18 protein-coding genes are annotated in these 23,007 nt (G+C 64.1%); 11 read left to right on the forward strand and 7 right to left on the reverse strand.

What is annotated here, in order from left to right:
• Window positions 1–10: 10 nt before the first annotated feature.
• The 8 genes from ppsA to CAF92_RS17810 all read left to right on the forward strand — a co-directional run bounded on the left by ppsA (window position 11) and on the right by CAF92_RS17810 (window position 8,357).
• Entirely contained in the window at window positions 11–2,386 is a 2,376-nt protein-coding gene (gene ppsA, locus CAF92_RS17775; protein WP_046616287.1) for a phosphoenolpyruvate synthase, read from the forward strand.
• Between the two features lie 102 nt (window positions 2,387–2,488).
• Entirely contained in the window at window positions 2,489–3,481 is a 993-nt protein-coding gene (locus CAF92_RS17780) for an alpha/beta fold hydrolase (protein ID WP_256573769.1), read from the forward strand.
• Between the two features lie 219 nt (window positions 3,482–3,700).
• Window positions 3,701–4,192, forward strand: coding sequence for a ribonuclease E activity regulator RraA (gene rraA / locus CAF92_RS17785; protein WP_021785500.1), 492 nt, complete (start codon window positions 3,701–3,703; stop codon window positions 4,190–4,192).
• Between the two features lie 27 nt (window positions 4,193–4,219).
• Window positions 4,220–5,215 carry a zinc transporter ZntB gene (locus CAF92_RS17790; protein ID WP_025338285.1) on the forward strand — a complete coding sequence of 332 codons (996 nt, stop codon included), beginning with the start codon at window positions 4,220–4,222 and terminating at the stop codon, window positions 5,213–5,215.
• A gap of 214 nt (window positions 5,216–5,429) precedes the next feature.
• Window positions 5,430–5,702: a hypothetical protein gene (locus tag CAF92_RS17795; protein WP_004376140.1), complete on the forward strand. Its 273-nt coding sequence runs from the start codon at window positions 5,430–5,432 to the stop codon at window positions 5,700–5,702.
• A gap of 2 nt (window positions 5,703–5,704) precedes the next feature.
• The gene (locus CAF92_RS17800) at window positions 5,705–6,529 is read left to right on the forward strand and encodes a mechanosensitive ion channel domain-containing protein (protein ID WP_004376138.1); all 825 of its coding nucleotides are present in this window, start codon (window positions 5,705–5,707) and stop codon (window positions 6,527–6,529) included.
• Between the two features lie 112 nt (window positions 6,530–6,641).
• Window positions 6,642–7,208 carry an RNA polymerase sigma factor SigX gene (sigX, locus tag CAF92_RS17805; RefSeq protein ID WP_003248665.1) on the forward strand — a complete coding sequence of 189 codons (567 nt, stop codon included), beginning with the start codon at window positions 6,642–6,644 and terminating at the stop codon, window positions 7,206–7,208.
• A 111-nt stretch (window positions 7,209–7,319) separates the two neighbouring features.
• Window positions 7,320–8,357: an OmpA family protein gene (locus tag CAF92_RS17810; RefSeq protein WP_046616285.1), complete on the forward strand. Its 1,038-nt coding sequence runs from the start codon at window positions 7,320–7,322 to the stop codon at window positions 8,355–8,357.
• A 213-nt stretch (window positions 8,358–8,570) separates the two neighbouring features.
• On the opposite strand, the gene cobA is transcribed toward CAF92_RS17810, so the two are convergent.
• The 5 genes from cobA to CAF92_RS17835 form a co-directional block, all read right to left on the reverse strand.
• Window positions 8,571–9,311: a uroporphyrinogen-III C-methyltransferase gene (cobA, locus tag CAF92_RS17815; RefSeq protein ID WP_085601513.1), complete on the reverse strand. Its 741-nt coding sequence runs from the start codon at window positions 9,309–9,311 to the stop codon at window positions 8,571–8,573.
• A gap of 27 nt (window positions 9,312–9,338) precedes the next feature.
• Entirely contained in the window at window positions 9,339–11,009 is a 1,671-nt protein-coding gene (locus tag CAF92_RS17820; protein WP_046616283.1) for a bifunctional protein-serine/threonine kinase/phosphatase, read from the reverse strand.
• A 10-nt stretch (window positions 11,010–11,019) separates the two neighbouring features.
• Window positions 11,020–12,231 (reverse strand): NarK/NasA family nitrate transporter, encoded by a 1,212-nt coding sequence (locus tag CAF92_RS17825; RefSeq protein WP_085601514.1) that lies wholly within the window; start codon window positions 12,229–12,231, stop codon window positions 11,020–11,022.
• Window positions 12,232–12,537: 306 nt separating this feature from the next.
• Window positions 12,538–13,113, reverse strand: coding sequence for an ANTAR domain-containing response regulator (locus CAF92_RS17830; RefSeq protein ID WP_046616281.1), 576 nt, complete (start codon window positions 13,111–13,113; stop codon window positions 12,538–12,540).
• Between the two features lie 12 nt (window positions 13,114–13,125).
• On the reverse strand, window positions 13,126–14,340 hold the full coding sequence (locus tag CAF92_RS17835) for a CmpA/NrtA family ABC transporter substrate-binding protein (RefSeq protein ID WP_085601515.1): 1,215 nt from the start codon (window positions 14,338–14,340) through the stop codon (window positions 13,126–13,128).
• A gap of 280 nt (window positions 14,341–14,620) precedes the next feature.
• Here CAF92_RS17835 and CAF92_RS17840 point away from each other — a divergent pair, with 280 nt between their 5' ends.
• Window positions 14,621–15,643 (forward strand): quinone-dependent dihydroorotate dehydrogenase, encoded by a 1,023-nt coding sequence (locus CAF92_RS17840; RefSeq protein WP_085601516.1) that lies wholly within the window; start codon window positions 14,621–14,623, stop codon window positions 15,641–15,643.
• Between the two features lie 148 nt (window positions 15,644–15,791).
• On the opposite strand, the gene rmf is transcribed toward CAF92_RS17840, so the two are convergent.
• Window positions 15,792–16,007, reverse strand: a complete 216-nt coding sequence (gene rmf / locus CAF92_RS17845; RefSeq protein ID WP_003248687.1) for a ribosome modulation factor — start codon at window positions 16,005–16,007, stop codon at window positions 15,792–15,794.
• Window positions 16,008–16,568: 561 nt separating this feature from the next.
• On the opposite strand from rmf, the gene rlmKL reads away from it, so the two are divergent.
• The gene (rlmKL, locus tag CAF92_RS17850; protein ID WP_085601517.1) at window positions 16,569–18,761 is read left to right on the forward strand and encodes a bifunctional 23S rRNA (guanine(2069)-N(7))-methyltransferase RlmK/23S rRNA (guanine(2445)-N(2))-methyltransferase RlmL; all 2,193 of its coding nucleotides are present in this window, start codon (window positions 16,569–16,571) and stop codon (window positions 18,759–18,761) included.
• Between the two features lie 94 nt (window positions 18,762–18,855).
• Window positions 18,856–21,246, forward strand: coding sequence for a diguanylate cyclase (locus tag CAF92_RS17855; RefSeq protein WP_046616277.1), 2,391 nt, complete (start codon window positions 18,856–18,858; stop codon window positions 21,244–21,246).
• 136 nt (window positions 21,247–21,382) lie between these two features.
• On the opposite strand, the gene dacB is transcribed toward CAF92_RS17855, so the two are convergent.
• Complete coding sequence (dacB, locus tag CAF92_RS17860) at window positions 21,383–22,840, reverse strand: D-alanyl-D-alanine carboxypeptidase/D-alanyl-D-alanine-endopeptidase (RefSeq protein ID WP_046616276.1); 1,458 nt, start codon at window positions 22,838–22,840, stop codon at window positions 21,383–21,385.
• Between the last annotated feature and the right edge of the window lie 167 nt (window positions 22,841–23,007).

Here is a 23,007-nt window from a genome sequence, read left to right on the forward strand (position 1 = left end):
AGAGATCACCTTGGTAGAGTACGTAGTTTCCCTCGATAAGCTCGGCGTCCATGATGTAGAGCATGTGGGGGGCAAGAACGCATCCCTGGGCGAGATGATCAGCAACCTCGCAGGTGCTGGTGTATCGGTGCCGGGCGGCTTTGCCACTACGGCGCAGGCGTACCGCGATTTTCTCGAACAGAGTGGTCTCAACGACCGTATCCACGCCGCGCTCGACGCACTCGACGTGGATGACATCAACGCCCTGACCAAGACTGGTGCGCAGATTCGCCAGTGGGTCATGGAAGCCGACTTCCCGCCGCGTCTTGACAGCGAAATCCGTGCGGCCTTCGCCGAAATGGCCGCCGGCAACGAAAACATGGCCGTCGCCGTGCGTTCCTCGGCCACCGCCGAAGACCTTCCGGACGCCTCGTTCGCCGGCCAGCAGGAAACCTTCCTCAACATCCGCGGCGTCGACAACGTGATCCGCGCGGCCAAGGAAGTGTTCGCCTCCCTGTTCAACGACCGCGCCATCGCCTACCGCGTGCACCAGGGCTTCGACCACAAGCTGGTGGCCCTGTCCGCCGGCGTGCAGCGCATGGTCCGCTCCGAAACCGGCACCGCCGGCGTCATGTTCACCCTCGACACCGAGTCGGGCTTCCGCGACGTGGTGTTCATCACCGGTGCCTACGGCCTGGGCGAAACCGTGGTGCAGGGTGCGGTCAACCCTGACGAATTCTACGTGCACAAGAGCACCCTGCAGGCAGGCCGCCCGGCTATCCTGCGCCGCAACCTGGGCAGCAAGGCGATCAAGATGGTCTACGGCGAAGAAGCCAAGGCCGGCCGTTCGGTCAAGACCGTCGAAGTGGACCGCGCCGAGCGCGCGCGCTTCTGCCTGACCGATGCCGAGGTCAGCGAGCTGGCCAAGCAGGCCATGATCATCGAGCAGCACTACCAGCGCCCGATGGACATCGAATGGGCCAAGGACGGTGACGACGGCAAGCTGTATATCGTCCAGGCGCGCCCCGAGACGGTGAAGAGCCGCTCCAGCGCCAACGTCATGGAACGCTACCTGCTGAAAGAGAAGGGCACCGTACTGGTCGAAGGCCGCGCCATTGGCCAGCGCATCGGCGCCGGCAAGGTCCGCGTGATCAACGACGTATCGGAAATGGACAAGGTCCAGCCGGGCGATGTGCTGGTCTCCGACATGACCGACCCGGACTGGGAACCGGTGATGAAACGCGCGAGCGCCATCGTCACCAACCGTGGCGGGCGTACCTGCCACGCGGCGATCATCGCTCGTGAGCTGGGCATTCCGGCCGTGGTCGGTTGCGGCAATGCCACCCAGGTGTTGAAAGACGGCCAGGGTGTGACCGTGTCCTGTGCCGAAGGCGACACCGGCTTCATCTTCGAGGGCGAGCTGGGCTTCGACGTCAAGCAGAACTCGGTCGACGCCATGCCCGACCTGCCGTTCAAGATCATGATGAACGTCGGCAACCCGGATCGTGCGTTCGATTTCGCCCAGCTGCCCAACGCCGGTGTCGGCCTGGCGCGCCTGGAGTTCATCATCAACCGCATGATCGGCGTGCACCCCAAGGCACTGCTGAACTACGCCGGCCTGCCAGCCGACCTGAAAGACAGCGTCGACAAGCGCATCGCCGGCTACAACGACCCGGTCGGCTTCTATGTCGAGAAGCTGGTCGAAGGCATCAGCACCCTGGCTGCGGCCTTCTACCCGAAAAAGGTCATCGTGCGCCTGTCGGACTTCAAGTCCAACGAGTACGCCAACCTGATCGGCGGCAAGCTGTACGAGCCGGAAGAAGAAAACCCGATGCTGGGCTTCCGTGGCGCTTCGCGTTACATCAGCGAATCGTTCCGTGACTGCTTCGAGCTCGAGTGCCGTGCGCTCAAGCGCGTGCGCAACGAGATGGGCCTGACCAACGTCGAGATCATGGTGCCGTTCGTGCGTACCCTGGGTGAAGCCAGCCAGGTTGTCGACCTGCTCGCCGAAAACGGCCTGGCCCGTGGTGACAACGGCCTGCGCGTGATCATGATGTGCGAACTGCCGTCCAACGCCATCCTCGCCGAAGAGTTCCTGGAATACTTCGACGGCTTCTCGATCGGCTCCAACGACCTGACCCAGCTGACCCTGGGCCTGGACCGTGATTCGGGCATCATCGCCCACCTGTTCGACGAGCGTAACCCTGCGGTGAAGAAGCTGCTGGCCAACGCCATTGCCGCGTGCAACAAGGCTGGCAAGTACATCGGCATCTGCGGCCAGGGCCCGTCGGACCACCCGGACCTGGCCAAGTGGCTGATGGAACAGGGCATCGACAGTGTGTCGCTGAACCCGGACTCGGTACTCGAAACCTGGTTCTACCTGGCCGAAGGGCAGGGCGCGGTCTGATGCAGTAAAACGCGGGGGTACGTCTGGCGTACCCCCGCCTGGTTTTTTCCAGGGCGAGCTCCAGCAATGGATCCCGCCCTTTTTTGTGCACCAAGCAACCTTATGCAAAGCAGCAGCACTCTATTCCCCGTCGCCTTGCTCAGTGCCGAACGCCGCGGCGACCTCAGCGAAGACGTGTACCGGATCAAGGCCGGCAACAGCCCTGACCCCAGCGTCGAGCTGGCTGTCACCCGCCTGGGGCTGGCCGATCAGGGCCAGGCCCAGGGCGTGCCGGTCATTCTCCTGCACGGCAGCTTCTCCAACCGCCGCTTCTGGTACTCGCCCAAAGGGATTGGCCTGGGGGCCTATCTCGCCCGCGCCGGCTTCGATGTATGGATCCCGGAAATGCGCGGCCACGGCCTGTCGCCGCGCAACCATGACTGGAAGCACAACAGCGTTGCCGCCTATGCCCACGATGACCTGCCGCTGATTGCCGCGTTCGTGCGCGAACAATCGGGCCAGGCGCCGCACTGGGTCGGCCATTCCCTGGGTGGTACGACCCTGGCGGCAGCGCTGGGCGGTGGCTTTCTGCCTGCCGAACAGGTGGCCAGCGTGGCGCTGTTCGGCACCCAGATCAGCCGCGTGTACTGGCCGCTGAAGGTGCCGCCGCTGGCCTGGGGGGCGAAGCTGCTGCTCAAGCGCTGGGGGCAGATCTCCGGGCCGCGTTTCAAGCGTGGGCCGGAGGATGAGCCGATCGGCCTGGCCCTGGAGAGCATGCGCTGGCATGGCCTGTTCGGGCGCTTTGGCGACAAGCAGAGCGACTGGTGGGCGGGGCTGGCCAAGGTGGATGTGCCGCTGCTGGCGGTGGCTGGTGCAGGGGACTTCCAGGACCCGGTGTGGGCCTGCCGCAAGCTGTTCGAGCAATTGGGCGGTGAGCGCAAGCAGTTTTTGCGGTTGGGCCCCGAGGAAGGGTTCGAGGCTTTCGGGCATGTCGACATGCTGGTGAGCAAGGCCGCGCAGGTGCAGGTGTGGCCGCTGGTGGAGCGTTGGCTGCGGGATCCGCTGGTGCCGGTGCATGAATCCACGGTGGTGGCGGAGCCTGTGCCCGTTGGTTGAATGGGTTGCGCCTGTGCTGGCCTCTTCGCGGGTAAACCCGCTCCCACAGGAATTCCACAGGGCTCGAGTGCAGTGAGGACCCTGTGGGAGCGGGTTTACCCGCGAAAGGGCCGGTACAGGCAAAACACAACTGACTGCTTGGTCCCGGATGACTGCGATGGGCTCTACGGTGTAGCCTTGGCCGATACCCGCTTTCGTTGTGACTGACAGGAGCTTCCCATGCAGCATTACGTTACGCCCGACCTGTGTGATGCCTACCCGGACCTCGTGCAGGTGCTGGAACCGATGTTCAGCAATTTCGGCGGCCGTGATTCGTTCGGCGGCCAGATCGTCACCATCAAGTGCTTCGAAGACAACTCGCTGGTCAAGGAGCAGGTCGAGCTCGATGGCAAGGGCAAGGTCCTGGTCGTCGACGGCGGTGGCTCGCTGCGCCGTGCATTGCTCGGCGACATGCTCGCCGAGAAGGCTGCCAAGAACGGTTGGGAAGGCCTGGTCATCTACGGCTGCGTGCGTGACGTCGACGTGCTGATCCAGACCGATGTCGGAGTGCAGGCCCTGGCCAGCCACCCGATGAAGACCGACAAGCGCGGCATTGGCGACCTTAACGTGGCAGTGACCTTCGCCGGGGTGACCTTCCGCCCGGGCGAGTACGTGTATGCCGACAACAATGGCGTGCTGGTTTCGCCAAGCCCGCTGAAAATGCCGGAGTGATGCGCCGCCCGCGCTGATGGAGCTTTGATGTTCGAGGAAGACAACGCGCAGTGGGGGCTGGTACACGCCCTGGTGCTCGATGGCAAAGGTGGCGCGCGCTCGATTGCCCGTACCGAGCTGGACGACCTGCAGCTGCAACCTGAGCAGAGCCTGTGGCTGCACTGGGACCGCAGCCATCCGCAAACCCGTACCTGGCTGCTGCACGACAGCGGCCTGAGCGCGTTTGCCTGCGAGCTGCTGCTGGAGGAAAACACCCGGCCTCGCCTGCTGCCCATGGCCGATGAACAGTTGTTGCTGTTCCTGCGTGGGGTCAACCTGAACCCGGGTGCAGAGCCCGAAGACATGGTCTCGGTGCGCATCTTCGCCGAGGCGCAGCGGGTCATTTCGCTGCGCCTGCGGCCGTTGCGCGCCAGTGACGAGATTCTCCAGCAGCTCGAAGAGGGCAGGGGCCCGAAATCGGCGTCCGAGCTGCTGCTGCTGATGGGCGAACTGCTCACCGAAAAGGTCCAGGGCTTGGTCAGCGACCTGTCCGAACTGGTCGACCTGGAAGAAGAAAAGGTCGAGTCCGACGAACGGTACACCCCGGAAAACGGCTGCTTGCAGCAGATCCGCCGGCGTGCCGCCGGCCTGCGGCGATTCCTGGCTCCGCAGCGGGAGATCTACGCCCAGCTGTCGCGCAGCAAATGGAGCTGGTTCGTCGATGCCGACGCCGATTACTGGAACGAGCTGAACAACAGTCTGATCCGCTACCTCGAAGAGCTGGAACTGGCCCGCGAGCGGGCCGCCCTGGTGCTGGAGAGCCAGGATCGCCGGCGCAGCGAGCGCATGAACCGCACCATGTACCGCTTCGGCATCATCACCTGCATCTTCCTGCCCATGAGCTTCATCACCGGGCTGCTGGGCATCAATGTCGGCGGCATCCCTGGGGCGGAAAACCCCTATGGCTTCCTGTTCGCCTGCATCGTCGTGCTGGGGCTGGCGGTGGGACAGTGGTGGCTGTTCCGGCGGTTGCGGTGGGTATAGATGCTCATTGACCTGCACCGGCCCTATCGCCGGCAAGCCAGCTCCCACAGGTGCACCACAGGTTTCCGGGTTTGTGGTACCCCTGTGGGAGCTGGCTTGCCGGCGATAGGGCCAGTGCAGGCAAGCACCATTCATTTTGAAACATTCGTCCCAATGCGATGTGTGACCCATCGACCGGCCATCTCGTCTCTGACTGACACTGCGCGAGGTGCCCATGCACGATCCGTTTGAAGAATCCCTGCGCGACCTGCTCAAGGCGTCACCCTCCGGCAATGACCGGGACGACCGGGACGACGCCGCTTGCCTGGGCCGCGTGCTGAAAACCGCCAACCGCCAGGTTGGCGCAGGTGATCTGTTCAGCCTGCTTGGCCGCTGGAGCCAGGCGCTGCTGATCGCCGTGAACAATGGCGCGGCGCATGTTGCGCCGGTGCGTCGACACTCTTCCCGCAACGCTGCCAACGGCAGCAAAGCAGATAAGGCCGATTGAATATGGAACTCGATCTCTGGACCCAGAGCCTGGTCACCGCCATGACTGCCCTTTGGACCAAGGTAGCGAACTTCATCCCCAACCTGTTCGGCGCGCTGGTCGTGGTGCTGCTCGGTTTCGTGGTGGCCAAGCTGCTCGACACGCTGCTGTCCAAACTGCTGGCCAAGTTCGGCCTGGACCGCCTCATGGCCGGCACCGGCCTGACCAAGATGCTTGGCCGGGTCGGCATCCAGGTGCCGATCTCCACCTTGATCGGCAAGATCGTCTACTGGTTCGTGCTGCTCATCTTCCTGGTGTCGGCCGCCGAGTCGCTGGGCCTGGAGCGAGTCTCGGCAACCCTCGACATGCTTGCCCTGTACCTGCCGAAGGTGTTCGGCGCAGCCCTGGTGCTGCTGGCCGGCGTGCTGCTGGCGCAAGTGGCCAACGGCCTGGTGCGCGGCGCTGCCGAAGGCATCGGCCTGGAATACTCGGCAGGCCTGGGGCGTATCACCCAGGGCCTGGTGATCATCATCAGTATCTCGGTGGCCATCAGCCAGCTGGAGGTGAAAACCGACCTGCTGAACCATGTGATCGTGATCGGGCTGATTACCGTTGGTCTGGCCGTTGCGCTGGCAATGGGCCTGGGCAGCCGCGAAATCGCCGGGCAGATCCTGGCCGGCATCTACGTGCGCGAGCTGTACCAGGTGGGCCAGCAGGTGCGAATTGGCGAGGTCGAAGGGCACATCGAGGAGATCGGTACGGTCAAGACGACGCTGCTGACCGATGATGGCGAACTGGTTTCGCTGTCCAATCGTGAGCTGCTTGAACAGCGAGTCAATAGCCGCTAACCGCACAAAGCTGTTAATGTATGCCGCCGCGAAAATCGACCCACGGGGTCGCGCGGCGACATTGACCTGACTGTCGGCCAGATCCGTTTTGAATAAAGTTCATTCGCCGCCCATGCGTTATGACCCCCGCGAGCTCACCGACGAAGAGTTGGTGGCGCGTTCGCATGAGGAGCTGTACCACGTTACCCGCGCCTATGAGGAGCTCATGCGGCGCTACCAACGGACCCTGTTCAACGTCTGTGCGCGTTATCTGGGGAACGACCGTGACGCGGACGATGTCTGTCAGGAAGTCATGCTGAAAGTGCTGTACGGGCTGAAGAACTTCGAGGGTAAGTCCAAGTTCAAGACCTGGCTCTACAGCATCACCTACAACGAATGCATTACCCAGTACCGCAAGGAGCGCCGTAAACGTCGGTTGATGGATGCCTTGAGTCTGGACCCTGTTGAAGAGGCGTCCGAGGACAAGGCTCCGAAGCCGGAAGAAAAAGGCGGGCTGGACAAATGGCTGGTGCATGTGAACCCGATTGACCGGGAAATCCTGGTGCTGCGTTTTGTCGCAGAGCTGGAATTTCAGGAAATTGCCGACATCATGCACATGGGCCTGAGCGCGACAAAAATGCGCTACAAGCGCGCGCTAGACAAGCTTCGGGAGAAATTTGCCGGCCTCGATGAAACTTAGTGGCATGCAAATATCTCTAACGAACCGGCGAGTTCTGCTAGACTTGCCGTCGAGTTGTCCCCCTTGTTTGTGGTGGGACTGCTTAACTATCACCAGATGGGGATTTAACGGATGAAATTGAAAAACACCTTGGGCTTGGCCATTGGCTCGCTCGTCGCTGCCACTTCTTTCGGCGTTCTGGCTCAAGGCCAAGGCGCTGTGGAAATCGAAGGCAACGTTACCAAGCAGTACTACGACAGCGAACGTAACTTCAAGAACGACGGCACCAATCCTGGTGTTCGCCTGGGCTACTTCCTGACCGACGACGTTTCCCTGGACCTCGGCTACAACGAGACCCACAACGCTCGTGGTGAAGTCTTCAACAAAGACATCAAAGGTTCCAAAGCCAAGCTCGACGCTACCTACCACTTCGGTACCGTTGGCGACGCTCTGCGTCCGTACGTTTCCGCCGGTTTCGCTCACGAGAGCCTGGGCCAGGCCACTCGTAGCGGCCGCGACCACTCCACCTTCGCCAACGTCGGCGCTGGCGCCAAGTGGTACATCACCGACATGTTCTTCGCCCGTGCCGGCGTAGAAGCCATGTACAACATCGACAACGGCAACACCGAGTGGGGTCCGACCGTTGGTGTTGGTCTGAACTTCGGCGGTAGCCCGAAGCAAGCTGAAGTCGCTCCGGCTCCAGTTGCCGAAGTGTGCTCCGACTCCGACAACGACGGCGTTTGCGACAACGTCGACAAGTGCCCTGACACCCCGGCCAACGTTACCGTTGACGCTGATGGCTGCCCGGCTGTTGCCGAAGTCGTTCGCGTTGAGCTGGACGTCAAGTTCGACTTCGACAAGTCGGTCGTCAAGCCAAACAGCTACGGCGACATCAAGAACCTGGCTGACTTCATGAAGCAGTACCCACAGACCACCACCACCGTGGAAGGTCACACTGACTCCGTCGGCCCAGACGCTTACAACCAGAAGCTGTCCGAGCGTCGTGCCAACGCTGTCAAGCAGGTCCTGACCCAGCAGTACGGCGTGGAATCCAGCCGTGTTGACTCGGTTGGCTACGGCGAAACCCGTCCGGTTGCCGACAACGCCACCGAAGAAGGCCGCGCTATCAACCGTCGCGTTGAAGCTCAGGTAGAAGCCCAGGCCAAGTAATTGGTTTGAAGCTTCATGAAAAACCCGGCCTCGGCCGGGTTTTTCTTTGCCTGTTTCTTGGGTTTGTGTGCCCCTTGTGGGAGCGGCCTTGTGTCGCGAAAGGGGCGCGTAGCGGCCCCAGTTTTTCAGCTTCGCCGCAGGTATTGCCGGGGCTGCTGTGCAGCCCTTTCGCGACACAAGGCCGCTCCCACAAAGGCCGGCGCAGGCAGCGCATCATCCGGCAATTGCCACAAGGTCCTGCTCCCCCTGTTCCCCAACCACCCCCCCAATCACTAAAATCGCCGGGCTACGCAAGCCAAACCCCCGCGCATCCTCGACCATCCCCCGCACATCGCTCCTGCACTCCCGCTGCTGCGGCAACGAGGCATTTTCGATCATCGCCACTGGCGTCGCCGGTGCCATGCCCCCGTCGAGCAACCCTTGGCGTACCTGCTCCAGCCTGGCCACGCCCATGTACACCACCAGCGTCGTCCCGCCCTGGGCCAAGGCCGCCCAGTTCAGTTCGCTGTCGTCCTGGGTATGTGCCGTCACCAGTGTCACGCCCCGGCTCACACCTCGTGAGGTCAGGGAAATACCGCATTGCGTGGCGCCAGCCAGGCCGGCGGTGATGCCGTTGACCACTTCCACCTCGATGCCATGCCTTTGCAGCCACAGCGCCTCTTCACCACCACGGCCGAAGATGCACGGGTCGCCGCCCTTGAGCCGCACCACGCAGCGTCCTTGCCGCGCATGGCGCAGCATCAGGCGCTGGATGAAGGCCTGCGGCGTGGAGCGGCAGCCGCCGCGCTTGCCCACGGCAATCACCCGAGCCTGTGGGCAATGCTCCAGCACCGCCGGGTTGACCAGGTCATCGATCATCACCACAGCGGCTTGCTGCATGGCGCGCACGGCCTTGAGGGTGAGCAGCTCGGGGTCACCAGGGCCAGCACCAACCAGCCAGACTTTCGCATTCATCAGGGTTTCCTCATCGGCAGGATGCGTTCAGCCCTTGAGCAGGGTGAGCAGCAATATCAGGTTGAACAGCAAGGACAGCAGGGCCAGGGTGCGCCAGACCTTCAACGGTTCGCGCTCCAGCAGCGGCCGTGGCCGGCTGGGCAGCTCCTGGCGGTCGCCACGCTCGAGCAGCAGCAACCAGTGTTCGGCGGTTTCGAAGCGCTGCGCCGGGTCGGCTGCCAGTGCCTGCTGCAGGTTGTGCTGCAGCCATTCCGGCAGGTCGGGACGGTAGCGCGCGGCGTTGACCGGCTGGCCGAAGCGCGGGCGCTGGAAGGCCTCCACTTCGCCGTAGGGGTAATGCCCGGTCAGCAGGTGGTACAGCGTCACGCCTACTGCATAAAGGTCCTGGCGTGGGCTGGGCGGTTGGCCGTCGAACGCTTCCGGAGCAATGTATGACGGCGTGCCCGGCAACTCGTGCAGCGGGTCTTCTGACAGGCCCGGGCAGTAGGCCAGGCCAAAGTCCAGCAGGCGCAGTTGGCCATCGCTGCCCAGGTGCAGGTTCTCTGGCTTGATGTCGCGGTGCAGCAGGTTGCGCCGGTGCAGTACACCGACCGCCTGCAGCAGCTGCCGGGCCAGCTCCAGCCACTGCGGCATGGGTAGCGGGCCGTGCTCGGCCAGCAGCGCTGCCAGGCTCTGGCCGGGGTATTCGCGCATCACGTAGTACAGGTGCTGGCGCTGGCCGGCGGTGTGCAGCTCGGGGAAGTGCCGGCCAGCGACCCGGCGCAGGAACCATTCTTCCAGCAACAGCCCTTGCGCCGCGCCGGGCTCCTGCTCGCGTGCGGTGGGCAGGGTCTTCAGCAGCCAGGCTCGGCCCTGGCCATCGCGCACCCGGTACAGCAACGACTGGCGGCTGTGCGAAAGCAGCTTTTCGGCTTGCCAGCCATCGATTACCTGGCCTTCACGCAGCGGGCCGGGCACTGGCCATTGCTGCAGTTGCGCCAAGGTATCGCCCAGGTTGGCCGTGCCCAGTTGCTCGACCTGCACCAGCAAGGCACTGGCGTTGTCCTGGCTGCCGTTCAGGTGCGCGCTGGCGACCAGGGTGTCGACGGCCAGTTGCAGGTCAGGTTGCTCGCGCAGCACCGCCTGGATGTGCTGGTCGCCCAGGCTGGCCCATACGCCATCGCTCAACAGCAGGAAGCTCTCGCCCGGCTGCAGCTCACCTTCCAGATAATCCACCAGCAGGTGCTGGTCCAGCCCCAGCGCGCGCTTCAGCACATGCTGCATGCCGGGCTGGTCCCATACGTGGTCTTCGCTCAGGCATTGCAGGCGCCCAGCGTGCCAGCGGTACACGCGGCAATCACCCACGTGGGCCAGGGTAAAGCGCCGGCCACGCAGCACCAGCGCGCTGAGAGTGGTCAGCAGTGGCTGGCCACTGCCTTGGGCACGCAACCAGCGGTTCTGCGCCAGCAGCAGCCGGTCGAGGGCCTGGGCCACGCTCCAGGTCGCGGGAGTGGCATAGTAGTCCAGGGCCAGCGCCTGCAGGCTGGCACGGGCTGCCAGGCCGCCATCGGCACATTGGCTGACGCCGTCGGCGAGGGCGAACAGGTAGCCTTTGCTGGCGGCCAGCTCCGGCGCCGGGGTAACCAGGCGCAGGGCGTCCTGGTTTTCCTCGCGCGGCCCGGTGGCGCTGGCCTGGGCAAAGTTCAGTTGCAGGCTCATGGCTGTAACCTCAGACCCGTGCCGCGGTAACCGCAGCCGAGCCCCAGGTGGTGCGCCAGCGCTGTTTAACGCCGTGCAGGCCGAACCAGGCCAGCAAGCCCAGGCTGGCGAACAGCCACAGCCCCAGCTGGTAGTCACCGGTGTACTGCTTGATGGTTCCCAGCCCGGCGGCCAGCAGGAAGCCTCCAATGCCGCCGGCCATGCCGATCAGCCCGGTCATCACGCCGATCTCCTGGCGGAAGCGTTGCGGTACCAGCTGGAACACCGCGCCATTGCCGGCCCCGAGGCCGAGCATGGCGCTGACGAACAGGGCCAGTGCGGCGGCAGCGCTGGGCAGATTGAAGCCGACTGCTGCGATGCAGATGGCCGCCACGCTGTACATGCCCAGCAGGGTGCGGATGCCGCCGAAGCGGTCGGCCAGCGCGCCGCCGAGCGGGCGCATCAGGCTACCGGCGAACACGCAGGCAGCGGTGTAGTAGCCAGCCGTGACCGGGCTCAGGCCATACTGGTCGCTGAAGTAGCCGGGCAGGGCGCTGGCAAGGCCGATGAAGCCGCCGAAGGTGACGCTGTAGAAGAACATGAACCACCAGCTGTCACGGTCACCCAGGGCCTTGAGGTAGTCGGCCATCGCTTTTGGCTTGGGCCGCTGCGGAGCATTGCGTGCCAGCAGGGCGAACACCAACAGGGCCAGCGACAGCGGAACCAGCGCGAAGCCGAACACATTGTTCCAGCCAAAGCCCGCAGCCAGCGCCGGGGCCAGCAGGGCGGCGAACACCGTGCCGGAGTTGCCGGCACCGGCAATGCCCATGGCTTTGCCTTGGTGCTGTGGCGGGTACCACTGCGAGGCCAGCGGCAGTGACACGGCGAACGAAGCGCCGGCAAAGCCGAGGAACACGCCCAACAGCAGCGCTTGTTCATAGCTGTGCACGCCCAGGTGCCAGGCAGCGGCGAGGGCGACGATGACCACCACCTGGCCGATCAGCCCGGCGGTCTTGGGCGACAGGCGGTCGACCAGCACGCCCATGGCAAAGCGCAAGATCGCCCCGGCCAGGATCGGCGTGGCCACCATCAGGCCCCGTTGTTGTGCACTCAGCTGCAGATCGGCGGCAATCTGCACCGCCAGTGGGCCAAGCAGGTACCAGACCATGAAGCTGAGGTCGAAGTACAGGAACGCGGCGAACAGCGTGGGCACATGCCCGGATTTCCAGAAGCTGGTACTCATCGAACACCTCACTCGGCAATGCAACGGAACGAAAAAGACGCCGCTACCCGCTCCACGCAGGTGGAGGGGAGAGCGACGTCTTTGTCGGGATCAAGTGGGCAACCGCCGTTGGCTACCGGTGATATTCGTTCAGCAAGAGATGGGCCAACTCTGAGAAGTTGCAGTCCCCTTGTAGGAGCGGCCTTGTGTCGCGATGGGCTGCGCAGCAGCCCCGGCAATCTCTGCCGCGAAGCTGAGATCCTGGGGCTGCTGCGCAGCCCATCGCGAAACAAGGCCGCTCCTACAGGGACCGCGTAAAGGAGGTTGCTAGCCCAGCATCTCGTGCATGGCAATGATCTGTTCGGCCACCTGGATAAGCTTCTGCTGCCGGCTCATGGCCTGGCGGCGCATCAGGGTGTATGCCTCTTCTTCGTTACAGTCCTTCATCTTCATCAGCAAACCCTTGGCCTGCTCGATGCGCTTGCGCTCGGCCAGTTGCTGGTCGCGAGCAAGCAGTTGCGCCTTCAGTGCCTGGTCGCTTTCGAACCGGGCCATGGCCACGTCCAGGATCGGTTGCAGCCGCGCGGCATGGATGCCTTCGACGATGTAGGCGCTGACCCCTGCCTGGATCGCCTGGCGCATCACCCCGGGGTCGTGCTCGTCGGTGAACAGCACGATCGGCCGCGGCTGGTCGCGGCTGACCAGGACAACCTGTTCCATCACATCGCGGTCCGGTGAGTCGGTATCGATCAGCACCACGTCCGGGCGCACCGTTTCGACGCAGGCGGGCAGGTCGATGGTCAGGCCTGGGGCTTCGATGACCTCGAAGCCGGCCTCGCTCAAGGCGGCCTTGAGGCGGCCGAGTTTGTTCTGGGTGTCGTCGATCAGCAGGATGCGCAACATGGATGGTTCCCCTCACGCGCCGACACGGGCATCGGGCAGGTTGCCCAGGGCATGCAGGCTGAAACTGCGGGCATAACCGTAGGGGTCGCTGCCGTCCCAGCGGCTGCCATCGATCAGCAGGCTGCTGCGCATCGGCTGCTCGGGGCAGGCCACGCCGAGGCTTCGGGCCGCCTCGCCATACAGTGCCAGTTGCTGGACCTCGCGGGCTACGCCGAGGTAGTCGGGGTCATCGCGCAGCAGGCCCCAGCGGCGGAACTGGGTCATGAACCACATGCCGTCGGACAGGTACGGCAGGTTGGCCCGGCCATGGTCGTGCAGGCGCAGGGCGTGGGGGTCTTGCCAGTGGTTGCCCAGGCCATCGTGGTAGCTGCCGAGCAGGCGCGGTTCGATACTTGCCAGGGGGGTGTCCAGGTAGGCGCTGCCGCTGAGCAGTTGCGCGGTGCTGCGGCGGTTTTCCGGGCTTTGCTCGATGAAGCGGCTGGCCGCCAGGACCGCCTTGATCAGCGCGCGGGCGCTGTTGGGGTATTGCTCGACAAAGCCGCGGGCGCAGGCCAGGACCTTTTCCGGGTGGTCCGGCCAGATCGATTGGCTGGTGGCCAAGGTGAAGCCCTGGCCCTTGGCCACGGCATCGGCAGCCCAGGGTTCACCCACGCAGAAACCGTCGATGCGCCCGGCCTGGATATGTGCGGCCATCTGCGCCGGTGGCACCACCACGCTGTCGACGTCGCGCAGTGGGTGGATGCCCTGGCTGGCCAGCCAGTAATACAGCCACATGGCGTGAGTGCCGGTGGGGAAGGTCTGGGCGAAGGTGAGGCGTGCGCCATGCTGGTGCACCAGGCGCGCCAATGCTTCAGGGTTGGTCACCCCTTTGCTCTGCAAGGCCGGGGACAGGTTTATGGCCTGGGCGTTCTGGTTCAGCCCCATGAGCACGGCCATGGCGCTGGCCGGTACACCGCCAATGCCCAGGTGCACGGCGTAGACCAGGCCATACAGGCAGTGCGCGGCATCCAGCTCGCCGCTGACCAGCTTGTCGCGCAACCCGGCCCAGGAGCCCTGGCGCTTGAGGTTGAGGGTGAGGCCGTGTTGCTGGGCGAAGCCCTGGGTGGCGGCGACTACCACCGAGGCGCAGTCGGTCAGGGCCATGTAGCCGATGTTCAGGCAGGGCTTCTCCGGCGCGTCACTGCCGTTGACCCAGGCCAGGGGCGTTGCTCGGGGTACAGTGTTCACAAGGTTCCTCGCCCATACTGATAAGGCTGTGGGCTTTTCCGGTGCAACCGATGTGCCATCTGGCAGCATCCCTGTGGAGCAACTGCCTTGTGTCGCCTGCATTGGCCTCATCGCCGGCAAGCCAGCTCCCACAGATACAGCACAGCTTTCAGCCCTTGTGTTGTACCTGTGGGAACTGGCTTGCCGGCAATGGGCTGCGCAGCAGCCCCACGATTTGCTGTCATGCCGGCCCCACGCTGGCTATAATCGCCCCCTCATTCACCCCGAGCCTTGCCCGCCCATGTATACCCTGGCCCGCCAGCTGCTGTTCAAGCTTTCTCCGGAAACCTCCCACGACCTGTCCCTGGACCTGATCGGCGCCGGTGGCCGTCTTGGCCTCAACGGCATGCTGTGCAAGCAGCCGGCGGCTTTGCCGGTCACGGTCATGGGCTTGAACTTCGCCAACCCGGTGGGCCTGGCGGCCGGCCTGGACAAGAACGGTGCGGCCATTGACGGTTTCGCCCAGCTGGGCTTCGGCTTCGTCGAAATCGGCACCGTCACCCCGCGCCCGCAGCCGGGCAACCCCAAGCCACGCCTGTTCCGCCTGCCGGAGGCAACGGCCATCATCAACCGCATGGGCTTCAACAACCTGGGCGTTGATCACCTGCTCGGCCGGGTGCGGGCTGCACGTTACAACGGCGTGCTGGGCATCAACATCGGCAAGAATTTCGACACCCCGGTGGAGCGTGCCGTCGATGACTATCTGATCTGCCTGGACAAGGTGTACACCGACGCCAGTTACATCACGGTCAACGTCAGTTCGCCAAACACCCCGGGCCTGCGCAGCCTGCAGTTCGGCGATTCGCTCAAGCAGTTGCTCGATGCCCTGGCCGAGCGCCGCGAGCAACTGGCCGGCACGCATGGCAAGCGCGTACCTCTGGCAATCAAGATTGCCCCGGACATGAGCGACGAAGAAACCGCCCTGGTCGCCGCGGCGCTGATGGAGTCGGGCATGGATGCGGTGATCGCCACCAACACCACGCTGGGGCGTGAAGGTGTCGAAGGGTTGCCGTACGGTGGCGAGGCGGGCGGCCTGTCGGGCGCGCCGGTGCTGGAGAAGAGCACCCATATCGTCAAGGTGCTGGCGGCCGAACTGAGCGGCAAGCTGCCGATCATTGCCGCTGGCGGCATTACCGAAGGCCGCCATGCCGCCGAGAAGATCGCTGCCGGGGCGAGCCTGGTGCAGATCTACTCCGGCTTCATTTACAAGGGGCCTGCGCTGATTCGCGAGGCGGTGGACGCTATCGCTGCGATGCCTCGGTGATCTGCCGGCCATTCGCGGGCGAGCCCGCGAAGAAGCCAGCGCGGATGTGGATTCGAAGTCATAAAAAAGGGCCCCATCAAGGGGCCCCTGGGCCTTCGCCCGCCGCCCGGATAGGGCGTGCATGGTGAATCGAATTCAGTGTCCTCGTTCAGCCAACGGCGTGATTTTCGTTGAGTCTATGGATGCCAGCGGTGCCAGTCATTCCGTCCCAGTTATCACCGCGACCTTCACGCCAGCCGTTGATCCAGGCTTGGCGAACAGAAGGAAGATTGAAGGGGCAAAGTTCGCGGGATTTGCCGGTGACCCCATATTGGTAGCCACGTGAATATGCTCTTTCCAACGGATCACGCTTAAGTCTTCTCATAGGGTGTTGCCCTCACTTGTTGACTGTAATGTCCCGTCGGCCTCTCCGAGGCCGGGCAGAGTCTTTCTGCCGGTGTGCGCTCGCTGCCGGCGTGGCGAGCTGAAAGTGCCACCTCGTTGCGAAGCGGCCTGAGACCAGTTCTATCGAATGCGAGTCACGGTGTGAATGATCGATTTGTCATAAGCACGTAACCTTTCCAAGGGTGAGGGGATAAGTAAATAAATGCGACTCAACCTTGTTTAGCGTTGAGCCCGCTATGATCAGGCTTTGCCGATCATTGACGTCATTTCGCCAGCGTTGCTCGCGGATGACAGAAATAATTTGAAATGCGACGAAGGGTCACACTGGCCCCGGCATCGCCAGAATTTTTCGTACTGCCTGATGATCTAAGCTGTCTTTGCCACTGGGCCAGGCACAGATCGGTCAGGCGGCCCGGCCTTCCACCGCACGCTTGTGTGCCGGGAAAGGCCACCCGCACGCCTGCTGGAAAGGTGTGCGGGCAAACATCGCGGGGCGATGCGTCGCCCCGTCAGTCAAATAGCCCAAGGCGCTGGATTACTCATGTCGGACCGTTTCGAACTTTACCTCACTTGCCCCAAAGGCCTGGAAGGCCTGCTTGCCGAAGAAGCGCGGGGCCTCGGCCTGGATGACGTGCGCGAGCACACCTCGGCCATTCGTGGCGCCGCCGACATGGAAACCGCCTACCGCCTGTGCCTGTGGTCACGCCTGGCCAACCGGGTGCTGCTGGTACTCAAGCGCTTCTCCATTAAGAACGCCGACGACCTCTACGACGGCGTGCACGCGGTCGACTGGGCCGATCACCTGGCGGCCGATGGCACCCTCGCGGTGGAGTTCAGCGGCCATGGTTCGGGTATCGACAACACCCACTTCGGTGCGCTGAAGGTCAAGGATGCGATCGTCGACAAGCTGCGCAACCGCGAAGGCCTGCGCCCGTCGGTGGAAAAGATCGACCCTGATGTGCGCGTGCACCTGCGCCTGGACCGTGGCGAAGCCATTCTCTCCCTCGACCTTTCCGGGCACAGCCTGCACCAGCGTGGCTACCGCCTGCAGCAAGGCGCCGCGCCGCTGAAGGAAAACCTGGCGGCGGCGGTGCTGATCCGCGCCGGCTGGCCGCGCATTGCCGCCGAAGGTGGCGCGCTGGCCGACCCGATGTGCGGTGTGGGTACCTTCCTGGTCGAAGCGGCGATGATCGCCGCAGATATCGCGCCCAACCTGAAACGTGAACGCTGGGGCTTCAGTGCCTGGCTCGGCCATGTACCGGCGTTGTGGCGCAAGGTGCATGACGAGGCGCAGGCGCGGGCACAGGCCGGTCTGGCCAAACCGCCGCTGTGGATCCGTGGTTACGAAGCCGACCCGCGGCTGATCCAGCCAGGCCGCAACAACGTCGAGCGCGCCGGCCTGGGTGACTGGGTGAAGATCTACCAGGGCGAAGTCAGCACCTTCGAGCCGCGCCCGGACCAGAACCAGAAAGGCCTGGTCATCAGCAACCCTCCCTATGGCGAGCGCCTGGGTGACGAAGCCAGCCTGCTGTATCTCTACCAGAACCTCGGCGAGCGCCTGCGCCAGGCCTGCATGGGCTGGGAGGCGGCGGTGTTCACCGGCGCGCCGCAGCTGGGCAAGCGCATGGGTATTCGCAGCCACAAGCAGTACGCGTTCTGGAACGGCGCCTTGCCGTGCAAGCTGCTGTTGTTCAAGGTGCAGCCCGACCAGTTCGTTACCGGCGAGCGCCGCGAGGCGCAGCCTGAAGGCACGGAAACCCGCCAGCAGGCAGCACCAGCCAGCGAACCGGCGCGCCTGTCGGAAGGGGCGCAGATGTTCGCCAACCGCCTGCAGAAAAACCTCCGGCAACTGGGCAAGTGGGCCCGCCGTGAGCAGGTCGATTGCTACCGCCTGTACGATGCCGACATGCCCGAATACGCCCTGGCGGTCGACCTGTACCAGGACTGGGTTCACGTGCAGGAATACGCCGCGCCACGTTCGGTCGACCCGGACAAGGCCCAGGCACGCCTGCTCGACGCGCTGGCAGCCATCCCGCAGGCCCTGGGCATTTCGCCGCAGCGTGTGGTGCTCAAGCGTCGCGAGCGGCAGAGCGGCACGCGCCAGTACGAGCGTCAGGCTACCGAAGGCCGCTTCCAGGAAGTGAACGAAGGCGGCGTCAAGCTGCTGGTCAACCTCACCGACTACCTCGACACCGGCCTGTTCCTCGACCATCGCCCGATGCGCATGCGCATCCAGCGCGAAGCAGCCGGCAAGCGCTTCCTCAACCTGTTCTGCTACACCGCCACGGCGACCGTGCATGCGGCCAAGGGCGGCGCGCGCAGCACCACCAGCGTCGACCTGTCGAAAACCTACCTGGACTGGGCGCGGCGCAACCTGGCGCTCAATGGCTTCTCCGAACGCAACCGCCTGGAGCAGGGCGATGTGATGGCCTGGCTGGAAGGCAACCGCGACAGCTACGACCTGATCTTCATCGACCCGCCGACCTTCTCCAACTCCAAGCGCATGGAAGGCGTGTTCGACGTTCAGCGTGACCACGTGCAGTTGCTGGACCTGGCCATGGCCCGCCTGGCGCCGGGTGGCGTGCTGTATTTCTCCAACAACTTCCGCAAGTTCCAGCTGGACGAGCACCTGATGGCGCGTTACGCGGTGGAGGAAATCACGGCCCAGACCCTGGACCCGGACTTCGCTCGCAATAACCGTATCCATCGCGCCTGGCGTCTGCAGCTTCGTTGAGGCGACGAGGTACATTGCACGGCTAATGGCCAATAGCTATAACTGAGTGCAGGGCAAGATAATCCGCAGGACGCTGACGTGACGAGATGGGTGTATGTCAAAGGGTGGCGTGCGTGCGCGGTTGCTTGGCCTGTGCACAGAGGCGGTGTCCGCCTGGGCGGTGGCCCTGGTTGCCCTGGTCGTAGGCGGCCTGTTGACGGCCGTCCTGGCGTTAGCCACGCAAACCTTCTACAAGCAGCAGCTGCGCCAGCGCTTCGAGCTGCTGGCCAGCGAGCGTTTCAGCCGTATCGCCGAGCGGTTTGACGAACAGCAGCAGCGCCTGGACGGGCTGCGGCGGTTTTTCAGCTTTTCCAACGAAATCACCCCACACGAGTTCGACGGCTACGCCAGGCCATTGCTGCAGCGGACCCTGGCCTACGCCTGGGCGCCGCGTGTCGAAGCCGCGCAACGCGCCGAGTTCGAGCGCCAGGCCAGTGCGCATTCCGGTCCGGGCTATGTGATCCGCGACCAGGATCAGCAAGGCCAGTGGCGGCCATCCCCCCAGCGCGACCATTACTTCCCGGTACTCTATACCCAGTCGGGTGAATTGCCCGGGCTGCCCTATGGGCTGGACCTCGCCGGCCAGGAAGAGCCCCTGGCGGCCCTGTCGCGGGCGTTGGGGCCGGGCAGCATGGCGGTTTCCGAGCCACTGCCCATGTTCGATACCAGCTCGGATGCGCGTGGCCTGCTGATGGTGGCGCCGGTGTTTTCCGATGCCAACCCCCGCGGCGCGGCAGTGGGCTATGTGACGGCCTTGCTTAGCATGCGTGAACTGGTCAGTGACGGGCGCCCGGTTTCGGCGGACGACAACCTGGTAGTCCGTATCGTCGACCCCACCGGGCTGCATGGCCCCGAAGTGATGTTCGATTCGCAGAACCCGGTCGCCCCCCTGCCGCTGGCCACCAACCAGCTGTTGCACCTGGCTGACCACCACTTCCAGCTGAGTATCCGGCCGAGTCTGGCCTTCGTGCGCGCCAACCGTTCCTCCGCGGTGTTGGCCGTGAGCCTGCTGGGCGGCTTGTTGAGCCTGCTGCTCAGTATCTTGCTCTACAACCTGTTCAGCCAGCGCCAGCGTGCCTTGGCCCTGGTCGAGCAGCGCACTGCCGAGCTGCGGGTCAGCGAGCAGTCACTGCGTGGCACCCACAACCAGCTGCGCAGCGTGCTGGATGCCGCAACCCAGGTGGCGATCATCGCCACCAACCTCAAGGGCGTGGTCAGTACATTCAACGCCGGCGCCGAACGCATGCTCGGTTACCCCGCCAGCGAGGCGATCGGCCAGCTGCGCCTGGAGGACCTGGTGCTGCCCGAGGAATTGAGCCTGCGTACCCATGCCTTGAGCCTGCGTTACGGCCGACCGATTGAAGGTGGCCAGGCCATGTTCGCCGAAACGGTGCAGGAGCATGGCGCCGAGCCGGGGGAGTGGACCTTGTTACGCGCCGATGGCAGCCAACTGGTGGCCAACATGCTGGTCACCGCCATGCTCGATGAACAGGGGTTGTGGATCGGTTACCTGGCGATCTGCATCGATGTCACCGAACGGCGTCGGGTGCATGAGGCGCTGGCGGCCCGTGACCGCCTTCTGGAAAAGCTCAGTGCCGAGGTGCCGGGCGGCATATATCAGTACCGCCTGGATGGCAACGGCCATTCCTGCTTTCCGTATGCCAGCATGGGCCTGTACGACATATACGAAATTGACCTGCAGCAGTTGCGCGAGGATGCCACGGCGGTATTCGAGCGCATCCACCCGGATGACCTGGAGCGCGTGCGCCGCTCGGTGCGTTACTCGGCCGAACACCTGTCGCCCTGGCGCGAAGAATACCGGGTCTGCCTGCCGCGTGCCGGGCTGCGCTGGGTGCGTGGCGAGGCGACACCGGAGGTGGGCGAGCAGGGGTGCACCTTGTGGCATGGCTACCTGACCGACATCTCCGACCTCAAGGGCGTGGAGGAAGAGTTGCGTGCGCTGTCGGTGACCGACTCGCTGACCGGCATCCATAACCGCCGTTACTTCCAGGAGCGGCTCAAGCTCGAACTGGAACGTGCCCAGCGCGATGGCCTGGCACTGGCGGTGATCATGCTCGATATCGATCACTTCAAGCGCATCAACGACCATTTCGGCCATGCCGTCGGCGACCGCGTGCTGCGTAGCTTGTGCCTGCGTATCGGCCAGCGTTTGCGGCGTACCGATGTGTTCTGCCGGCTGGGCGGCGAGGAGTTCATGGTGCTGTGCCCCGGCAGCGATGCCGAGCAGGCCCGGTTGCTGGCGCTGGAGCTGTGGCATGGGGTGCGCAATGTGCCGGTGGAAGGCGTGGGCAGGGTGACCGCGAGTTTTGGTGTGGCGGGCTGGCGACCGGGGGAGGGGGCCGATGCCTTGCTGTTGCGGGCTGATGCCGGCGTATATGCGGCCAAGCAGGCCGGGCGGGATCGTGTGGAGGGGGAGTTGGCCTGATCGTTTTTGGTTGTCGGTACCGGCCCCTTCGCGGGCTTGCCCGCTCCCACAGGTACTGCACCGTTATTGAACTTGGTGCAATACCTGTGGGAGCGGGCAAGCCCGCGAAGAGGCCGGTACTGGCTACCTATACCTATCAGTTGGCCGCTGTGCTGCCGGCCAGTTTCGGCTGGCGGTACAGGTCCAGCAGCACCTGGTCGAGCACCTGCGAGGCGCCCCACGGTTTCGGATCGTTGAGGATCGCCGCCACTGCCCAGGTATGGCCGTTGCTGTCACGGCTGAAGCCGGCAATTGCCCGCACGGTGTTCAGCGTGCCGGTCTTGATGTGCCCTTCGCCGGTCATGGCGGTACGCTTCAGGCGCTTGCGCATGGTGCCGTCCATACCCACCAGCGGCATCGAGCTCATGAATTCGGCAGCATAAGGACTCTTCCAGGCGGCCTGCAGCATCGCGGCCATTTCCCGAGTGCTGACCCGTTCGGCGCGCGACAGGCCGGAACCGTTTTCCATCACCAGGTGCGGGGCTGTAATGCCCTTCTTCGCCAGCCACTGGCGCACCACGCGCTGGGCAGCGCGAGCGTCGTCACCGTCGGCATCGGTGCGGAACTGTGCACCAAGGCTCAGGAACAGCTGCTGAGCCATGGTGTTGTTGCTGTATTTGTTGATGTCGCGGATCACTTCCACCAGGTCTGGCGAGAAGGCACGGGCCAGCAGGCGAGCGCCCTTGGGCACGTTCTCGAAGCGGTCGCCACCCTGGATGCTGCCACCCAGCTCGTTCCATATAGCGCGCACGGCACCGGCGGCGTAGGTCTGGTGATCGAGCAGTGACAGGTAGGTCTGCGAGTTGCAGCCGTCACCCAGCTGGCCGCTGACCGTTACGCTGATGCCATCGGCCTGTTGCACCGGGTTGTAGCGCACGTCACCCGAGCACTGTTTGGAGGCCACCGCCTTGACCTGGTTATCGATGCGGATGCTGGCAATCGGCGGTTCGACCGCGATGGTGACCTTGCCGCCATCGTTGCGGGCCACGAAACGCAGGGCCTTGAGGTTGACCAGCAGCGAGTCGGGCTTGACCAGGAACGGCTTGTTCACATCGCCGCCGTCGTCGTTGAACTGCGGCAGATTGGGCTGCACGAAGTGGCTGCGGTCCAGAACCAGGTCGCCGGTGATGGTGCGCACGCCATTGGCGCGCAGGTCACGCATCAGCAGCCACAGCTTCTCCATGTTCAGTTTTGGGTCGCCGCCACCCTTGAGGTACAGGTTGCCGTTGAGTACACCGTTGCTGAGGGTGCCGTCGGTGTAGAACTCGGTTTTCCACTGGAAGGTCGGGCCCAGCAGTTCGAGGGCGGCGTAGGTGGTGACCAGTTTCATGGTCGAGGCCGGGTTGACCGAGACATCGGCATTGAACACGGTCGGTGTGCCGGGGCCGTCAAGCGGCAGCATCACCAGTGACAGGGCAGAATCCTGCAGCTTGTTGGCCTTGAGGGCCTGCTGCACCTTGGCAGGCAGCGTGGTGTTGACGGCGGCGGCCTGGCTGGGCAGGGCGAGTGGCAACAGCAGGCCGGCAAGAACGAGGGGACGAAGCGTTTTGATCATGATCGATAAATACCCTACGGCGAGGGAAAAGGGCATTGGGGCTGTAAGGGATGATGGCCCCAGGGTGAAAGAATACGCATTATGCCCCAAGCGCAGCGACGATGCGCCACGTTCGACGGAAAAGCACCCCCAATAAAAAAGGCCACCCTTGGGGTGGCCTTTTCAGC

The sequence above is a fragment of the Pseudomonas sp. B10(2017) genome, assembly GCF_002113295.1.
Lineage (GTDB): Bacteria > Pseudomonadota > Gammaproteobacteria > Pseudomonadales > Pseudomonadaceae > Aquipseudomonas > Aquipseudomonas pudica.

Bases quoted from the DNA above. Each gene is read 5' to 3' on its own strand.
- CAF92_RS17780 (WP_256573769.1), top strand. From the start codon at position 2,489: ATGCAAAGCAGCAGCACTCTATTCCCCGTCGCCTTGCTCAGTGCCGAA.
- rraA (WP_021785500.1), top strand. From the start codon at position 3,701: ATGCAGCATTACGTTACGCCCGACCTGTGTGATGCCTACCCGGACCTC.
- CAF92_RS17790 (WP_025338285.1), top strand. From the start codon at position 4,220: ATGTTCGAGGAAGACAACGCGCAGTGGGGGCTGGTACACGCCCTGGTG.
- CAF92_RS17795 (WP_004376140.1), top strand. From the start codon at position 5,430: ATGCACGATCCGTTTGAAGAATCCCTGCGCGACCTGCTCAAGGCGTCA.
- CAF92_RS17800 (WP_004376138.1), top strand. From the start codon at position 5,705: ATGGAACTCGATCTCTGGACCCAGAGCCTGGTCACCGCCATGACTGCC.
- sigX (WP_003248665.1), top strand. From the start codon at position 6,642: ATGCGTTATGACCCCCGCGAGCTCACCGACGAAGAGTTGGTGGCGCGT.
- CAF92_RS17810 (WP_046616285.1), top strand. From the start codon at position 7,320: ATGAAATTGAAAAACACCTTGGGCTTGGCCATTGGCTCGCTCGTCGCT.
- cobA (WP_085601513.1), bottom strand. From the start codon at position 9,311: ATGAATGCGAAAGTCTGGCTGGTTGGTGCTGGCCCTGGTGACCCCGAG.
- CAF92_RS17820 (WP_046616283.1), bottom strand. From the start codon at position 11,009: ATGAGCCTGCAACTGAACTTTGCCCAGGCCAGCGCCACCGGGCCGCGC.
- CAF92_RS17825 (WP_085601514.1), bottom strand. From the start codon at position 12,231: ATGAGTACCAGCTTCTGGAAATCCGGGCATGTGCCCACGCTGTTCGCC.
- CAF92_RS17830 (WP_046616281.1), bottom strand. From the start codon at position 13,113: ATGTTGCGCATCCTGCTGATCGACGACACCCAGAACAAACTCGGCCGC.
- CAF92_RS17840 (WP_085601516.1), top strand. From the start codon at position 14,621: ATGTATACCCTGGCCCGCCAGCTGCTGTTCAAGCTTTCTCCGGAAACC.
- rmf (WP_003248687.1), bottom strand. From the start codon at position 16,007: ATGAGAAGACTTAAGCGTGATCCGTTGGAAAGAGCATATTCACGTGGC.
- rlmKL (WP_085601517.1), top strand. From the start codon at position 16,569: ATGTCGGACCGTTTCGAACTTTACCTCACTTGCCCCAAAGGCCTGGAA.
- CAF92_RS17855 (WP_046616277.1), top strand. From the start codon at position 18,856: ATGTCAAAGGGTGGCGTGCGTGCGCGGTTGCTTGGCCTGTGCACAGAG.
- dacB (WP_046616276.1), bottom strand. From the start codon at position 22,840: ATGATCAAAACGCTTCGTCCCCTCGTTCTTGCCGGCCTGCTGTTGCCA.